Annotated in this window: 18 protein-coding genes; all 18 read right to left on the bottom strand. The window is 37.7% G+C overall.

Going from position 1 to position 16,503, the window contains the following annotated elements:
• Positions 1-20: 20 nt before the first annotated feature.
• Positions 21-923, bottom strand: a complete 903-nt coding sequence (sucD, locus tag DN410_RS18175; protein WP_000115179.1) for a succinate--CoA ligase subunit alpha — start codon at positions 921-923, stop codon at positions 21-23.
• Between the two features lie 19 nt (positions 924-942).
• Entirely contained in the window at positions 943-2,103 is a 1,161-nt protein-coding gene (gene sucC / locus DN410_RS18170) for an ADP-forming succinate--CoA ligase subunit beta (RefSeq protein ID WP_149177511.1), read from the bottom strand.
• Between the two features lie 193 nt (positions 2,104-2,296).
• Entirely contained in the window at positions 2,297-3,070 is a 774-nt protein-coding gene (locus DN410_RS18165; protein WP_149177510.1) for a ribonuclease HII, read from the bottom strand.
• 55 nt (positions 3,071-3,125) lie between these two features.
• On the bottom strand, positions 3,126-4,016 hold the full coding sequence (gene ylqF, locus DN410_RS18160; RefSeq protein ID WP_000236694.1) for a ribosome biogenesis GTPase YlqF: 891 nt from the start codon (positions 4,014-4,016) through the stop codon (positions 3,126-3,128).
• A gap of 25 nt (positions 4,017-4,041) precedes the next feature.
• Entirely contained in the window at positions 4,042-4,593 is a 552-nt protein-coding gene (lepB, locus tag DN410_RS18155; RefSeq protein WP_071713230.1) for a signal peptidase I, read from the bottom strand.
• A 101-nt stretch (positions 4,594-4,694) separates the two neighbouring features.
• On the bottom strand, positions 4,695-5,039 hold the full coding sequence (rplS, locus tag DN410_RS18150; RefSeq protein ID WP_001186515.1) for a 50S ribosomal protein L19: 345 nt from the start codon (positions 5,037-5,039) through the stop codon (positions 4,695-4,697).
• Positions 5,040-5,185: 146 nt separating this feature from the next.
• Positions 5,186-5,920, bottom strand: a complete 735-nt coding sequence (gene trmD, locus DN410_RS18145) for a tRNA (guanosine(37)-N1)-methyltransferase TrmD (RefSeq protein WP_149177509.1) — start codon at positions 5,918-5,920, stop codon at positions 5,186-5,188.
• Positions 5,920-6,435 carry a ribosome maturation factor RimM gene (gene rimM / locus DN410_RS18140; protein WP_149177508.1) on the bottom strand — a complete coding sequence of 172 codons (516 nt, stop codon included), beginning with the start codon at positions 6,433-6,435 and terminating at the stop codon, positions 5,920-5,922. The genes trmD and rimM overlap by 1 nt, the downstream gene beginning before the upstream one ends.
• Positions 6,436-6,555: 120 nt before the next feature.
• On the bottom strand, positions 6,556-6,783 hold the full coding sequence (locus DN410_RS18135; RefSeq protein ID WP_000737393.1) for a KH domain-containing protein: 228 nt from the start codon (positions 6,781-6,783) through the stop codon (positions 6,556-6,558).
• 14 nt (positions 6,784-6,797) lie between these two features.
• The gene (gene rpsP, locus DN410_RS18130; RefSeq protein ID WP_000268750.1) at positions 6,798-7,070 is read right to left on the bottom strand and encodes a 30S ribosomal protein S16; all 273 of its coding nucleotides are present in this window, start codon (positions 7,068-7,070) and stop codon (positions 6,798-6,800) included.
• A gap of 100 nt (positions 7,071-7,170) precedes the next feature.
• Positions 7,171-8,520: a signal recognition particle protein gene (gene ffh / locus DN410_RS18125; protein WP_000863460.1), complete on the bottom strand. Its 1,350-nt coding sequence runs from the start codon at positions 8,518-8,520 to the stop codon at positions 7,171-7,173.
• A gap of 12 nt (positions 8,521-8,532) precedes the next feature.
• A complete protein-coding gene (locus tag DN410_RS18120; protein WP_000891062.1) occupies positions 8,533-8,865 on the bottom strand; it encodes a putative DNA-binding protein in 333 nt (110 codons plus the stop codon).
• Between the two features lie 133 nt (positions 8,866-8,998).
• A complete protein-coding gene (gene ftsY, locus DN410_RS18115) occupies positions 8,999-9,988 on the bottom strand; it encodes a signal recognition particle-docking protein FtsY (protein ID WP_149177507.1) in 990 nt (329 codons plus the stop codon).
• Positions 9,989-10,002: 14 nt separating this feature from the next.
• The gene (gene smc / locus DN410_RS18110) at positions 10,003-13,572 is read right to left on the bottom strand and encodes a chromosome segregation protein SMC (protein WP_149177506.1); all 3,570 of its coding nucleotides are present in this window, start codon (positions 13,570-13,572) and stop codon (positions 10,003-10,005) included.
• A 147-nt stretch (positions 13,573-13,719) separates the two neighbouring features.
• A complete protein-coding gene (gene rncS / locus DN410_RS18105) occupies positions 13,720-14,457 on the bottom strand; it encodes a ribonuclease III (RefSeq protein WP_149177505.1) in 738 nt (245 codons plus the stop codon).
• A gap of 58 nt (positions 14,458-14,515) precedes the next feature.
• On the bottom strand, positions 14,516-14,749 hold the full coding sequence (gene acpP, locus DN410_RS18100; RefSeq protein ID WP_000786062.1) for an acyl carrier protein: 234 nt from the start codon (positions 14,747-14,749) through the stop codon (positions 14,516-14,518).
• A gap of 69 nt (positions 14,750-14,818) precedes the next feature.
• A complete protein-coding gene (fabG, locus tag DN410_RS18095; RefSeq protein WP_149177504.1) occupies positions 14,819-15,559 on the bottom strand; it encodes a 3-oxoacyl-[acyl-carrier-protein] reductase in 741 nt (246 codons plus the stop codon).
• On the bottom strand, positions 15,559-16,503 hold the full coding sequence (gene fabD / locus DN410_RS18090; RefSeq protein WP_149177503.1) for an ACP S-malonyltransferase: 945 nt from the start codon (positions 16,501-16,503) through the stop codon (positions 15,559-15,561). The genes fabG and fabD overlap by 1 nt, the downstream gene beginning before the upstream one ends.

Here is a 16,503-nt window from a genome sequence, read left to right as displayed (position 1 = left end):
GAAGGTGTCTTTCAAAAAGATTAATAGTTTTTACAAGTCTCAAATAATCCCTTTTCTTTTAAAACAGAGATTAATGTTTCACCCATAACAGCTGGTGTTTCTGCTACTTTAATACCACAAGCTTCCATTGTTTTAATCTTTTCTGCAGCAGTTCCTTTACCACCAGAAATGATTGCTCCAGCATGGCCCATACGTTTGCCTTCAGGCGCAGTTTGGCCACCAATGAAGCCTACAACAGGTTTTGTCATATTAGCTTTTACCCATTCAGCTGCTTCTTCTTCCGCTGTACCGCCGATTTCACCAATCATAATTACAGCATGTGTTTCTTCATCTTCATTAAATGCTTTTAACGCATCAATAAAGTCTGTACCGTTAACAGGGTCCCCGCCGATACCTACAGCAGTAGATTGGCCGATACCTTCTTGTGTTAACTGATGTACAGCCTCATACGTTAATGTACCAGAGCGAGATACGATACCTACATGACCTTTTTTATGAATGTATCCTGGCATAATACCGATTTTACATTCATCAGGCGTAATAACACCTGGGCAGTTTGGTCCAAGTAAACGTGTATGTTTACCCGCCATATATCTCTTTACATTTACCATATCTAATACAGGAATTCCTTCAGTAATACATACTACTAAATCAATTTCTGCATCAACTGCTTCCATAATTGCATCAGCCGCAAAAGCGGGTGGAACGTATACAACTGAAGCGTTTGCGCCTGTTGCCTTCACTGCATCTTCTACTGTATCAAATACTGGTACACCTTCAATATCAGTGCCACCTTTACCTGGTGTTACACCACCGACAATTTTCGTACCGTATTCAATCATTTGCTTTGTGTGGAATAACCCTTGAGAACCTGTAATACCTTGAACAATAACTTTTGTATCTTTATTAACTAATACGCTCATTTTTCTCCCCCGCTTTCTATTAGCCCACTAGTGAAACAATTTTTTGTGCACCGTCTGCCATAGATTCTGCTGCAACAATATTTAAGCCAGACTCATTTAAAATTCTCTTACCTAACTCTACGTTTGTACCTTCAAGACGTACAACTAAAGGCAACTCAAGGCCAACTTGCTTTGTCGCTTCAATAACACCTTCTGCGATAACATCACACTTCATGATGCCACCAAAAATGTTAACGAAGATACCTTTTACATTTTTGTCAGAAAGGATAATTTTGAATGCTTCTGTAACTTTTTCAGCTGTTGCACCGCCACCAACATCTAAGAAGTTAGCTGGATCACCATGGTAATGTTTAATGATATCCATTGTAGCCATCGCTAAACCTGCACCATTAACCATACAACCGATATTTCCATCTAAAGGAATGTAGTTTAAGTCATATTTAGAAGCTTCAATTTCTTTTGCATCTTCTTCTTCAAGATCACGAAGTTCTAAAATGTCTTTATGGCGATATAATGCATTAGAATCAAAGTTTAATTTTGCATCTAATGCCATAACTTTACCGTCACCTGTTGTAACAAGTGGATTAATCTCAGCGATAGAGCAATCTTTTTCGATAAACGCACGGTATAAGCCCATCATAAACTTCACAGCTTGTCCTACAAGCTCTTTTGGAATATTGATGTTAAATGCGATTCGGCGCGCTTGGAAGCCTTGTAAGCCTACTGCTGGATCAATATATTCTTTAAAGATTTTTTCAGGTGTTTTTTCTGCTACTTCCTCAATTTCTGTTCCGCCTTCTTCAGACGCCATTAAAACAACTTGAGAAGTTGCACGATCTAACACAAGACCTACATAATATTCTTTTTTAATATCGCAACCTTCTTCGATAAGTAAGCGTTTTACTTCCTTACCTTCAGGACCTGTTTGATGTGTTACAAGTGTAGTTCCTAAAATGCTCTCTGCATATGTACGAACTTCATCTAAATTTTTTGCAACTTTTACTCCGCCAGCTTTGCCGCGTCCACCAGCGTGAATTTGTGCTTTTACTACACATACATCCGTTCCTAATTCTTTCGCTGCTTCTACAGCTTCTTCTACTGTAAATGCAACCTTCCCGTTCGGAACGCTAACCCCATAGCTTCTAAGGACTGCCTTACCTTGGTACTCATGGATATTCATGGTCCCATCCTCCCCTGTTTTCCTGTTTTACTCGAAAAGTTTTTTAATGTTTAAAAAACATTACATTGCCATTGTATAAGATGATTGGCACGCTGTCTACAATAAAGTGTCAGAAAACTGAAATCGCTTTATTCTTTTTTGAAAATAGTAATGTTTATATGTCAAAATAAAAAATAAGCTGCGTTTTCGCAGCTTATTTTTGAATCATATCTTTAATAGGTGCAAACGATTTTCGATGTTCCTCTAACACTCCATGCGCTTCAATCGCTTCTAAATGTTGTTTTGTTCCATATCCCATATGTTGTTCAAATCCATATGCAGGATACTTTTCTCCAAGCTCTTTCATCATACGATCTCTCGTTACTTTCGCAATAATGGATGCAGCTGAAATAGAAACACTTTTTGCATCACCTTTAATGATCGATGTTTGCGGAATTGGTGTAGGGAGTTTCATTGCATCAATTAATAAATATTGTGGTGTACAAGATAAATTCGCAACAGCATCTAACATCGCTTGTTTCGTCGCTTGATAAATATTTATTTCATCAATAACTTGTGGTGATACAATTCCAACTCCAATTGCAATGGCTTGCGCTTTAATTTCACCATAAAAACGCTCTCGCTTCGCCTCACTCAGCTTTTTCGAGTCATTTAAACCCGGGATATAAAAATCTTCCGGAAGGACAACAGCCGCTGTCACAACAGGCCCAGCTAACGGTCCACGCCCCACTTCATCAATACCTGCGATATATGTGAGACCTTTTTCACGTAATGCATTTTCGTACTTTGACATTTCCAGAAATTTTTCTCTTTCTTTTTGCGCTAATTCTTTTTGTTTATACCACTTCAAAATTAGCTTTTGAACACCTTTTCGCTCATCCTTCAATAACAATTGAAAATGTTCATCTTCTTCACTTATAATTTCTTGCAGTATATTTTCCGCTTCTTGTATAGTCATTTTTTGCATCCTTTTACACTCCTTTTAAACGTATCCAAAAAGAAAAGACGCACAAACGCACGTCTTATACTTCTTCTATTTTTTCTACATCTTCTATCTGCTCTGCAAACTCTTCTGGTGTTTCAAACGTCATTTTCCCAAGTTTGCCACCACGAAGCTCACGAAGCACAAGCTCAGATGTTTTATCATAATCAATCATTCCGCCGCCCATTAAACAGCCTCTATTTTTTCCAACTGCATCGAATAACTCCACAATATCTTCTGGAATGTCATTTAAATTATATCGCTCTTTCAAACGTTCTGGGTAATGCTTCTCCATAAAACGGAATGCGTAAACAGCTACATCTTGTAAATTTAAAATGGAATCTTTAATTGCACCCGTTGTCGCTAAACGAAGACCCACTAACTCATCTTCAAATTTAGGCCATAGAATACCCGGCGTATCTAACAATTCCATTTCCTTACCAACTTTAATCCATTGTTGAGCTGTTGTCACACCTGGACGGTCACCTGTTTTAGCAATATTTTTCTTTGCCAATTTATTAATTAACGTAGATTTACCAACATTCGGTATCCCTACAATTAATGCACGAATCGCTCTCGGTCTAATACCTTTAGCAACCATTTTATCAAACTTTTCTTTAACCAACACTTTACAAGCCGCTGCAATTTCCTTCATACCTTGTCCAGCTTGTGCATTAATTGAAATTGCCATATGACCTTTTTCTTTAAAATATGCAATCCATTGTTTCGTTAAACGATCATCTGCCATATCTGCTTTATTTAAAACAACAAGCCTCGGTTTATGCGTAATAATCTCATCGATCATTGGATTTCGAGATGATAAAGGTAATCGAGCATCTACAAGCTCAATTACAACATCAATTAACTTTAATTTTTCTGTTACCTGGCGTCTAGCCTTTGCCATATGTCCCGGGAACCATTGAATTACCATGTTGCCACCTTCTTTTTCTTTTCTTTTATTTCACAATACGAGCATCTTTTAACGGCCAATATAGCATATTTGCTTTACCAATCACTTGATCCATTGAAATGGTTCCAATTGAACGGCTATCTTTACTAAAACGACGATTATCGCCCAAAACAAATAATTGACCTTCTGGAACAGTTTTCTTCCCTGTCATTTCTTCAAGAGTAAAATCATATGTAAGCGGTCCGTCAGCAATTTGTTTTTTCTGCTTGTCTAGATACGGCTCCTCATAAGCCTTTCCGTTAACATATAGTTTATCATTACGATACTCTATTTCATCGCCTGGTAGGCCAATAATACGCTTAATATAGTCCTTATCTTCCGTTGCTCGGAATACGATAATATCAAATCGTTTCGGATCTCCTATGTGATAACCAATTTTATTGACAATCATTCGATCACGATCGTGTAAAGTAGATGCCATCGATACTCCATCTACAAGAATTGGCGCAAAGAAAAACTGTCTAATAACGCCCGCTAATACAACAGCAATCAAAATTGCCTTGATCCATTCCCAAAGTGAACTTTTTTCTTTCTTCATGTATTTCCCCTCCACGGTTATGTAAGCTGCTCGTATTATATCAAAATTTTATATAGATTGGAAAAAGGGAGCTTGCGCATTTACAAGCTCCCATACATGTCTTATCGAATTTCTTTAATACGTGCTTTTTTACCGCGAAGGTTACGTAAGTAGTATAACTTAGCACGACGTACTTTACCACGGCGAAGTACTTCGATTTTCGCGATTCTTGGCGTGTGAATTGGGAATGTACGCTCAACACCTACACCGTAAGAAATTTTACGAACTGTGAATGTTTCACTGATTCCGCCACCACGACGTTTAATTACAACACCTTCGAAAAGCTGAATTCTTTCACGAGTTCCCTCAACTACTTTTACGTGTACACGTAAAGTGTCTCCAGGACGGAATGAAGGAAGGTCAGTTTTTAATTGGCCTTTTGTAATTTCTGCGATTAATTGTTGCATATTAAATTCTCTCCTTTAAACAGATGTTCTTATAAAGTCTTAATAAATTACAGCGGAACATCGTTAATACGGCTACTGATTTCAGTAGCACAAATGTTATAATAGCATATTGCTAGGACTGTTGCAATAGAAAATATATCAAGCCCTTATCGGCCTTCTTTAATTTGTTCTAGCCATTTCTCTTCTTGTTTAGATAATTCTCGTTCTTCCAGTAAGTCCGGCCTACGTGTATACGTGCGACGCAAGGACTCTTTATGGCGCCATTCATCAATATTTTTATGATTTCCTGACATTAGTACATCCGGCACCTTCATCCCACGAAAATCAGCTGGACGTGTATAGTGCGGATGTTCTAACAAACCTGTACTAAACGAATCCTCCACTTGCGAGGCATGGTTTCCTAGTACTCCTGGCAATAGACGTACGACACTATCAGTAATAACCATTGAGGCCAATTCTCCGCCAGTTAATACATAATCACCAATAGAAATTTCATCTGTTACGAGATGTTCACGAATTCGTTCGTCATATCCTTCATAATGCCCACATACAAAGATTAGATGTTCTTCTTCTGCAAGCTCTTCCGCTTTCTTCTGAGTAAATCTTTCTCCTTGCGGACACATTAAGACAACTCTCGGCTTACGCTCTGTTTCTTTCGTTAAATCTTCCACCGCATCAAAGATAGGTTGCGGAGTTAACACCATCCCAGCGCCTCCACCATACGGATAGTCATCTACACTATTATGCTTACTAGTTGTATAATCACGGAAATTGACAACACGAAGCTCTACAGCTTCTTTTTCTTGTGCTTTCTTTAAAATTGAAGATCCAAACACACCCGTAAACATATCTGGAAACAACGTTAAAATATCAATTTTCATTATAGCAATCCTTCCATTACATGAATGGTTACTAATTTATTTTCGATATTAACTTGAAGTACAACGTCATCGATATAAGGAATTAAAAGGTCTTGACCCTTTGGACGTTTAATTACCCAAACATCATTTGCACCAGGAGATAGAATCTCTTTGATTGTCCCTAGCGCTTCTCCTTCTTCTGTCACAACACTGCAACCGATAATTTCATGGTAGTAGTATTCACCTTCAGCTAATTCGCCTAACTGCTCTTCTGGTACTTTTATTAAAGAACCTTTAAGCTTCTCAACTTCATCTACATTGTTGTATCCTTCAAGTGTTAATAAATCAAATGTCTTATGTTGACGATGAGAAGTTACCTTTACCGGAAGATAGTCTGTACCTTTTTCATTCGATATGTATAACGTGTTTCCTACTTTATATCGCTCTTCCGGAAAATCAGTACGAGAAATAACTCGGATTTCTCCTCTTACGCCATGCGTATTTACAATTTTCCCTACGTTAAACCATTTTGTCATAAATAGTATGTCACCCCTGGTTTCTATATAAATTAAGCATCTCCATTTCACATATGGAACATGCAATCTCTCTTTAAATGTTAAAAAAGGGAGAGGAATAACTCCTCGCCCTTTTTACGTTTATTGAATTTCCAGTGTTACTTTTTCATCATTATGATGTCCCACTGAATACAAGAGCATTCGAATCGCTTTCGCAACTCGCCCTTGCTTTCCAATGACTTTTCCAACATCCTCAGGATGTACAGTTAATCGATACTTTATCTCTCCGTTGCAAAGTTCCTGTGTAACTTTTACATCTTCAGGATGATCGACAAGAGGCTTGACAATCGTCTCGACTAACTTCTTCATAGTCATTGCCTCAATTACTTACCTTGTTTAGATAAGTGGAATTTCTCCATGATACCTTGGTTAGAGAATAAGTTACGAACTGTATCAGATGGTTTAGCACCATTTCCTAACCATTTTAATGCTGCTTCTTCGTTGATCTTAACTTCAGCTGGTTGAGCAACCGGATTGTAAGTACCGATTTCCTCAATGAAACGTCCGTCACGAGGAGAACGAGAATCTGCAACAACTACACGATAGAAAGGAGTTTTTTTAGCTCCCATACGTTTTAAACGAATTTTAACTGCCATTTATAAAGCACCTCCGAATTTATTTCACACAGATAATTATATTAGCAAAAAGACTATTGCTTTGTAAAGTATTTTTTCTTAACAGAGCCATCTTTTTTCCTTACATGAATGGAAACTTCAATCCACCTAGTCCTTTTTTCTTACCTTTTTGCATTCCAGTCATCGTTTTCATCATCTTTTTCATATCATCAAATTGCTTGATTAAACGATTGATTTCTTGTACCGTTGTACCGCTACCTTTGGCAATGCGTTTTTTACGACTAGCATTGATTATTTCCGGTTGTTCTCGCTCTAATTTAGTCATAGAACGAATAATTGCTTCAATATGCCCAATTTGCTTTTCATCAACTTGCGCATTTTTCAGCCCTTTAATTTTATTTGCACCAGGAAGCATTCCTAACAATTCGTCAAGCGGTCCAAGTTGACGCACTTGTCCAAGTTGTTCTAGGAAATCGTCAAGCGTAAACGAAAGCGTACGCATTTTTTGCTCAAGTTCTTTTGCTTTCTCTTCATCAACTGTAGCTTGCGCTTTTTCAATTAATGTTAAGACGTCTCCCATCCCTAAAATACGGGATGCCATACGTTCTGGATGGAACGCTTCAATCGCATCTAGTTTTTCACCCATACCAGCAAATTTAATTGGTGTGTTTGTTACAGCTTTAATAGATAATGCAGCACCACCGCGCGTATCACCATCTAATTTCGTTAATACAACACCTGTTAAACCTAACTGTTCATGGAAACTTTGTGCAACGTTTACTGCGTCTTGTCCCGTCATCGCATCGACAACAAGGAAAATTTCATCCGGTTTCGCAACTTCTTTCACTTTCGCTAATTCATCCATTAGTTCTTCATCAATATGCAGGCGACCTGCTGTATCGATTAAAACATAATCGTGATGATCTTCTTTTGCTTTTGCAATCGCTTGTTTCGCAATTTCAACAGGACTTACTTGATCTCCTAAAGAGAATACAGGCATGTCCAATTGCTTCCCTAATGTTTCAAGCTGTTTAATAGCTGCTGGACGGTAAATATCCGCTGCAACAAGCATCGGTTTACGATTATGCTTTTTACGAAGCAAATTCGCAAGCTTACCTGTTGTCGTTGTTTTACCCGCACCTTGCAGACCAACCATCATTATAACAGTCGGTGGCTTATTAGCAACAGCAATTTTGCTTTGCTCTCCGCCCATAAGTTCTGTAAGTTCTTCCTGTACGACTTTAATTACTTGTTGTCCAGGTGTCAAACTTTTCATTACATCTTGTCCGACAGCACGTTCAGACACACGCTTTACAAAATCTTTTACTACTTTAAAGTTAACGTCCGCTTCTAAAAGAGCTAGACGAACTTCTCTCATCATTTCTTTCACATCGGCTTCAGAAACTTTTCCTTTGCCGCGGATTTTTTGCATTGTCTGTTGAAGTCGGTCGGCTAATCCTTCAAATGCCATATTGCCGCCCTCCTAATCTAATTTTTCGATAGCTTCAACAACTTGTTTCATTTCTTCATTCACATGCTCTTCTTCGCTGATTAGCTGTTTTAGCTTTGCAACAAGTCGCTGTCGCTCTTGAAACTTTTGAAGTAATACTAATTTTTCTTCATATTCTTCAAGCATCGCTTCAGTCCGTTTAATGTTATCATACACGGCTTGGCGACTTACATCAAATTCTTCCGCAATTTCACCAAGAGATAAATCATCTAGATAATAAAGCGACATATAACTTCTTTGTTTTTGCGTTAACAACGATTGATAAAAATCAAATAAATAGTTCATTCTCGTTGTTTTTTCGAGCATGTTGGATCATCCTTTGTTAAGTGATTTCCCTTTACATGAATTAGTTTACATGGAGTACAAAAGAGTGTCAAGTTTTTTTCTTAACATCACATTTTTTTATAGAAAAAGAAGCGGAAAATACCGCTTCTTTCGCTTATACTTCTTCTGTTTCTACTAAGTTCGCAAATAAACCATACACATATTGTTCTGGGTCGAACTGTTGCAAGTCATCCATTTGCTCTCCTAGTCCAACGAATTTCACCGGTACATCCATTTCATTACGAATCGCTAATACAATACCACCTTTAGCAGTTCCATCTAACTTCGTTAAAACAATACCAGTAACATTCGTTGCTTCACGGAATGTTTTCGCTTGACTTAAACCGTTTTGTCCTGTTGTTGCATCAATAACAAGTAATACTTCATGAGGAGCTCCTGGTACTTCGCGCTCAATTACACGCTTTACTTTCTCTAACTCTTTCATTAAGTTCACTTTATTTTGTAAGCGTCCTGCTGTATCACATAGTAATACGTCTACTTTACGCGCTTTCGCAGCTTGTACAGCATCATACATAACTGCTGCTGGATCAGACCCTGATCCTTGTTTAATCACTTCTACACCAACGCGATCGCCCCATACTTCTAATTGTTCAATCGCTCCAGCACGGAATGTGTCTCCTGCCGCTAATAAGACAGACTTTCCTTCTGATTTAAATTTATGAGCTAACTTACCAATTGTCGTTGTTTTCCCTACACCGTTAACACCTACAAATAAAACAACTGTTAATTGATCTTCTTGTATGTTAACTTCATTAATAAAATCGCTGTCACCTTTATAAATTCCTACTAACTTTTCTGAAATAACAGCTTGTACTTCTTTCGGATCTTGAATGTTACGACGTTGTACTTCTTCTTTCAACTGATCAATTAATTCCATTACTGTCGAAACTCCGACATCTGCACTAATTAAGATTTCTTCTAATTCCTCAAAGAAATCTTCGTCTATTTTGCGATAACGATACACTAAATCATTCACTTTATCGGCAAATGAATTTCTTGTTTTTTCTAATCCTTGTTTAAACTTCTCTGTTACCGTATCTGTTTGTTTAGAAATTTTTTCTTTTAATTTTTTAAAAAAGCTCATACTTCCCATCCTTCCTATTTACTTGCCACTAGTTCTTCTCCATCATCTAAGCGAACCGAAACAAGTTTAGATACCCCTGATTCTTGCATCGTTACACCATACAATACGTCAGACTCTTCCATTGTACCTTTTCTATGTGTGATTACAATAAACTGCGTCTCATCACTAAACTTCTTTAAATACTGTGCAAAGCGGGCAACATTCGCCTCATCTAGAGCCGCCTCTACCTCATCTAGTACACAGAATGGTACTGGGCGCACTTTTAAAATACCAAATAAAAGCGCAATTGCTGTTAAAGCACGCTCTCCACCTGAAAGTAAACCTAAGTTCTGCAGTTTCTTCCCTGGCGGTTGCGCTACAATATCAATACCCGTATTTAATAAGTCCTCTGGATTCGTCATAACTAAATCCGCTCTACCGCCACCAAATAATTCAGAGAATACCGATTGAAACTCCATTCGAATTCCTTCAAACGTAGTAGAAAAGCGTTTTTTCATTTCTTCATCCATTTCAGTAATAAGTTGGTGCAATGTCGTTTTCGCTTCTTCTAGATCATCTTTTTGCTCTAATAAGAATGTATGACGCTCTGCTACACGCTCATACTCATCAATTGCTCCTAAGTTTACTGTGCCTAGCTCTTCGATGGATAGTTTAATTAGCTTCACCTTTTTACGTGCATCCTCGGCAGGCATTATCATTGTATACTTCAGTTTTGCCGCTTCAAACGAAATCGTATATGTTTCACGTAAATGTTGCAATCTATTTTCTAGCTCTACATCAAGTCGATTTATTTTCACTTCTTGATCTTTCAACATTTCAAGAATATATTTATGTTTACCCGTCGTTTCTTTCAGACTACGCTCTAAATGTTCAGCTCTTTCTTGTAACGATACGCGTTGTTCACGACGAGAACGTATTAACTCTGAAGTTTGATTACGATCATATGCTTTCTTCTCAATCATATTCGTGATTTGTTCTTCACCACTTGAATTAGACGTCATTTCTTGTTTTAAGAATGCTAAATCCTCTTTCGTTTTAACAAGCGTTGCATCCGTTTCGTCTTTTTCCTTCGTCAATCGTTCCACTTTTTCTTTTTGATTAGATAAACGCTGTTGCTTTTCAGCCGCTAGCACTTTTAACTCAGTCATTTCTTTTTGAACTTTTTCTTTCGAAGAATGTTGCTCAGTTTTTTGTTTTGTTAAAGCGGCAATTTTACTATCTAACTCAGTAATATCAGCTTGAAGATTCGTTAAAATCCCTTCTAACTCCTCTTTACGCCCTTGCATTTTCACTCGATCTTGTAAGAATCCTTCAATCTCTAAATCATAAATAGATAAGCGATCGTTAATACGATGTTCTTCTAATTCTAAACGATTAATTTCTTCTCTTAATTTCTGCTCATCTACACGCTCTGCTTCTACACCTTGTCTTAGTTCGCGTATTTTTACTTCTTTTTCTTGAATTTCTTGTTTTACTGCTTTAACAAAGTTTTCTAACTTCGTTGTTTTTTCTTCCATATCAGTTAACTTGTTAGTCCACTCTTCCAGTTCACGTTGGCGCCCTAATAAAGAAGATTTCGCTTGTTTTACCGCTCCACCCGTCATAGAACCGCCAGGGTTCACTACATCACCTTCGATCGTTACAATGCGATAACGGTATTGTAGTTGTTTCGCTAACTCATTTGCTCCGCGTAAATCTTTCGCAACGATAACCGTACCTAATAAATTCGAAACTACATTTTCATATTTATTGTTGTACTGAACAAGTTCTGCCGCCACACCAACAAACGATGGGTGTTGATTTACGATACGTAATTGCTCAAATGATAACGATCTACTCTTAATAACAGATTGTGGTAAAAACGTTGCTCGTCCATGTTTATTTTGCTTTAAAAACGAAATCGCATTACGAGCATGTTCTTCGGTTTGCACTACGATATGTTGCATAGCTGCACCTAAAGCGATTTCCATTGCGATTTCATATTCTTTCGGTACAGTCAGAAGTTCTGCAACAGCTCCCTCGACACCTTGCAATCTATTTTCTCTAGCTTTTAATACTTCACGTACCCCTTGATAAAAACCAGAGTAATCTTCTTGCATCTCTTCTAACATTTCTTTTCGAGAACGTGCCTGTTGTACAAATTGATACGCTTGATATAGTTTCGTTTCATTCTCACTATACTGCGCCTTACATTTCCCTAGCGCCGTTTCCGTCTTCTGTATGTTCGAAAGAATACTAGCTACTTTTTCTTTCACTTGTTCGTAATTTTCTACAAGTTTCGTCTTTTTCGCTGTAATTTCCATACGCATCTCTACATATTTCGCGTTTTCTTCATCAAGACGTTCATTTTTAGAACTTTGCTGTTTAGATTGTTCTTCAATCATAGATAACTCATTACGATGACTAGCTTGTTGATTTAAAAGTTCAATATAATCACCTTTTAAATTCTCAATTTGTTCCTCTAAATTGTCAGCGAAAGTTGCAAGCAATAGCTCATTATCATGCAATTTTTTCTCTAACTCTTTTACTTGATCTACAAATTGCATCAACACTTCTGTACTCGATTCAATTTCACCATCATAACTTTTAGCTTTTTCTGTTAATTCAACAATTAACTGTTCGAGTTGTGCACAATGTGTCGTTGCATTTTGCTTTCTCTCTTTTAATAACTCACGCTGTCCTTCTAGTTTTTCTAGCTCTTTACTAGAAAGAAGCAGTACCTCTTGTAAAGAATCTACAGACTCATCTACCGCCTGTAATTGTCCTCGTAATTCCTCAAGCTCTTCTTCGCCTTTTTGTAAATTCGTTGACATTTTAGCTTCTTCGTTTTTATTATGCCCAAACTGATTTCGAAGCGCTTCCCATTTCTCATGTAATTCTTCAATTTCATGTACAATAAGCGCTGCTTCTACTTTCTCTAATTCTTCTTTTTTCTCGAGATAATCTTTCGCAATAGAGGCTTGTCTTTCTAAAGGTTCTACTTGACTACTTAATTCGTGAATTATATCTTGTACACGATTTAAGTTTTCTTGTGTGTCCGCTAATTTTCCTTCAGCTTTCTTTTTACGAAGTTTGTATTTCAGCACACCCGCAGCTTCCTCAAATACACCACGACGCTCTTCTGATTTACTACTTAAAATCTCTTCAACTTTCCCCTGGCTAATAATCGAAAAAGCTTCTCTTCCCATACCAGAGTCCATAAATAGATCGATAATATCTTTTAATCTACATGATTGTTTATTAATATAAAAATCACTATCACCCGAACGAGATACACGGCGCGTTACACACACCTCATTATATTCAATCGGCAAACGTTGATCTTCATTATTTAAAGTTATTGTTACTTCAGCAACATTAACTGCTCTTCTCGTATCACTGCCCGCAAAAATAATATCCTCCATCTTTGCACCACGTAATGATTTTGCAGATTGTTCACCAAGTACCCAGCGAATTGCGTCCGTAATATTACTTTTCCCACTTCCATTAGGTCCTACTACAGAAGTTACACCTGGAACAAAATCAACAGATACACGCTCAGCAAAAGATTTAAACCCTGCTATTTCTAATCTTTTTAAAAACACGAAAGGCCTTCCTCCTATTCTCCGTTGTTATAAATGCCGTCTGCATGCAAACGGGCCATTATACGGATTTCCCTCCCTTTTATTTACAAACAAAAAGAAAGTTTCATTCTATGCATAAGGAATCCCCCTCATTCAAAGGGGGATTCCTTATAGTTGTTCTTTTAATTTTTTCAACGCTTCTGCAGCAGCTTGTTGCTCTGCTTCTTTTTTCGACTTCCCACTACCAAGACCTAATGCCACGTTATTTAACGTAACACGTGACACAAATTCTCGATTGTGAGCCGGTCCTTTTTCTTGCAGAATTTGATATTCAATATTGCCACTACCATCACGCTGAATCAATTCTTGTAATTGACTCTTATAATCCATCACATGAGAAAAAGCACCTTCATTAATTTTCGGATATACAACTTCTTTTAAGAATCCCCAAACTGTTTCTAGCCCTTGATCAAGGTAAAGGGCTCCAATAAACGCTTCAAAGACATCCGCTAATAAAGCTGGTCGTTCACGTCCACCCGTCATTTCCTCACCTTTTCCTAATAAAACAAGGCTACCAAATGACAACTCGTTCGCAAAACGAACAAGAGATGGTTCACATACAATAGCTGCACGTAGTTTTGTTAACTCTCCTTCGCTCATTGTCGGATATTTTTGAAACAGATACTGTGATACAGTGAGTTCCAATACAGCATCACCAAGAAACTCTAGACGCTCATTGTCCTCATGCGGTTTTTTTCGATGCTCATTCACATACGATGAATGCGTAAATGCTTGAATCAATAATTTTTCATCTGTAAACGTAATACCTATCTCTTTTTGAAATACTTTAAACGCTTCACGATATTTTGTTTCGTATTTTTTTTCTCTATGTTTTCGGTACGGCATAGGTCCCTCCAGATATAAGCCGAGAAGCCCCGCTAAAAAACGGGACTTCACTTAAGCATTATAGATGACTCTCTATGTAAGTCACAGCATCGCCAACAGTAGCAATCTTTTCAGCATCTTCATCAGAAATTTCCATTTCGAATTCATCTTCCAATTGCATTACAAGTTCTACTACATCTAGGGAGTCTGCGCCTAAATCTTCTTTAAAGCTCGCAGCTGGTACTACTTCAGTTTCTTCTACACCTAAACGATCAACGATGATTTTTGTTACACGCTCTAAAACATCTGCCATTCCATTCACCTCCCCTCAAATATTATATTAAATATTAGCAAAAAAAACTAGTTGAAATCGTTTCTTTTATTACATTACCATTCCGCCATCAACATTTAACGTTTGACCTGTCACATATTTACTTTGATCAGAAGCGAAAAATGTGACAGCATTGGCGATATCTTGCGCTTCACCAAACTGAGCTGCAGGAATTAATTTTAACATTTCGGCTTTTATATTTTCATCCAGTACATCCGTCATATCAGTCGCAATAAACCCAGGAGCAATTGCATTTACTGTAATATTTCGACTAGCTAACTCTTTTGCTGATGTTTTTGTTAATCCAATTACACCTGCTTTAGCAGCAACATAGTTTGCTTGTCCCGGATTCCCTGTTACACCAACAACAGAAGCGATATTAATAATACGTCCATGACGTTGACGCATCATATATCGAGATACTGCCTTCGTACATAAAAATACACCTTTTAAGTTTGTATTAATAACTGTATCCCATTCTTCTTCTTTCATACGCATTAATAAATTATCTTTCGTTACACCTGCATTATTTACAAGAATATCAACTTGTCCAAATGTATCTACAGTTTGTTTTACCATATTCGTAACGTCTTCTGCATTTGCAACATCTGCTCTTACCGCAATTGCATCCGAACCTAATTTCTTTATTTCATCGACTACTTCATTCGCCTTTTGCTCATTACCTGCATAATTTACTACAACATTCGCCCCTTGTTTTGCTAAATCAATCGCAATCGCACGACCAATCCCGCGTGAAGCACCGGTTACTAATGCTACTTTTCCTTTTAACATCAGTTTTCTCCTCTCAAATTTGAAATGGTATCTTTTAATGTCTCTTCATCGTATATCGCATATGCTTTCACTGATGAATCAATCGACTTCATAAGTCCAGCAAGCACTTTCCCAGGTCCAATTTCAATAAATGTATCTACCCCTTGATTCACCATATATTCCACAGATGGATACCATAATACAGGCGAATAAAGCTGCTCGATTAGCTTTTCTTGAATATCTGCACCACGTGTAATAATGTCCGCTGTAACATTCGCGATAACTGGAATATTCGTATCTCGAATTGTAATTTCATTTAAAACACTTTGGAATTTCTCAGCTGCCGGCTTCATAAGTGAAGAGTGGAACGGTCCACTTACTTTAAGCGGAATCGCTCTCTTCGCGCCATTTTCTTTCGCTCTTTGAGATGCAATCTCTACTCCTTGCTTCGTTCCAGAAATCACAATTTGCTTCGTGCTATTCATATTAGCGATTTGCACAGCATATCCTTCACTTGTTACTTCTTCCGTAACTCGTTTCAACATATCTGGGTCAGCACCTAAAATAGCTGCCATTGCACCTTCCCCGCCTGGAACAGCCTCTTCCATATATTCCCCGCGTTTTCTTACAGCATATACAGCATCTTCAAAAGTTAATGCACCAGCTGCCACAAAAGCGCTATATTCACCTAAACTGTGTCCTGCTACAAAATCAGGTGTAATACCGTACTCTTTCAAAGCTGTCAAAATTGCATAACTCGTTGTTAATAATGCCGGCTGCGCATTTGTCGTTAATGTTAGCTTTTCCTGTGGTCCTTCAAAAATCACTTCTGAAAGTGAATCCTGTAACACCTCATCTGCTTTTTCAAAAACTTTCGCAACCTCTTTATTATTATCCGCTAACTGTCTACCCATTCCAACTGCCTGTGAACCTTGGCCCGGAAAAAGAAATGCTAGTTTTCCCAT

The organism is Bacillus sp. SH5-2 (assembly GCF_008368905.1).
Lineage (GTDB): Bacteria > Bacillota > Bacilli > Bacillales > Bacillaceae_G > Bacillus_A > Bacillus_A luti.
Note: the sequence above shows the minus strand (reverse complement) of the source record. Positions and strands in the feature narration are given on the sequence as shown.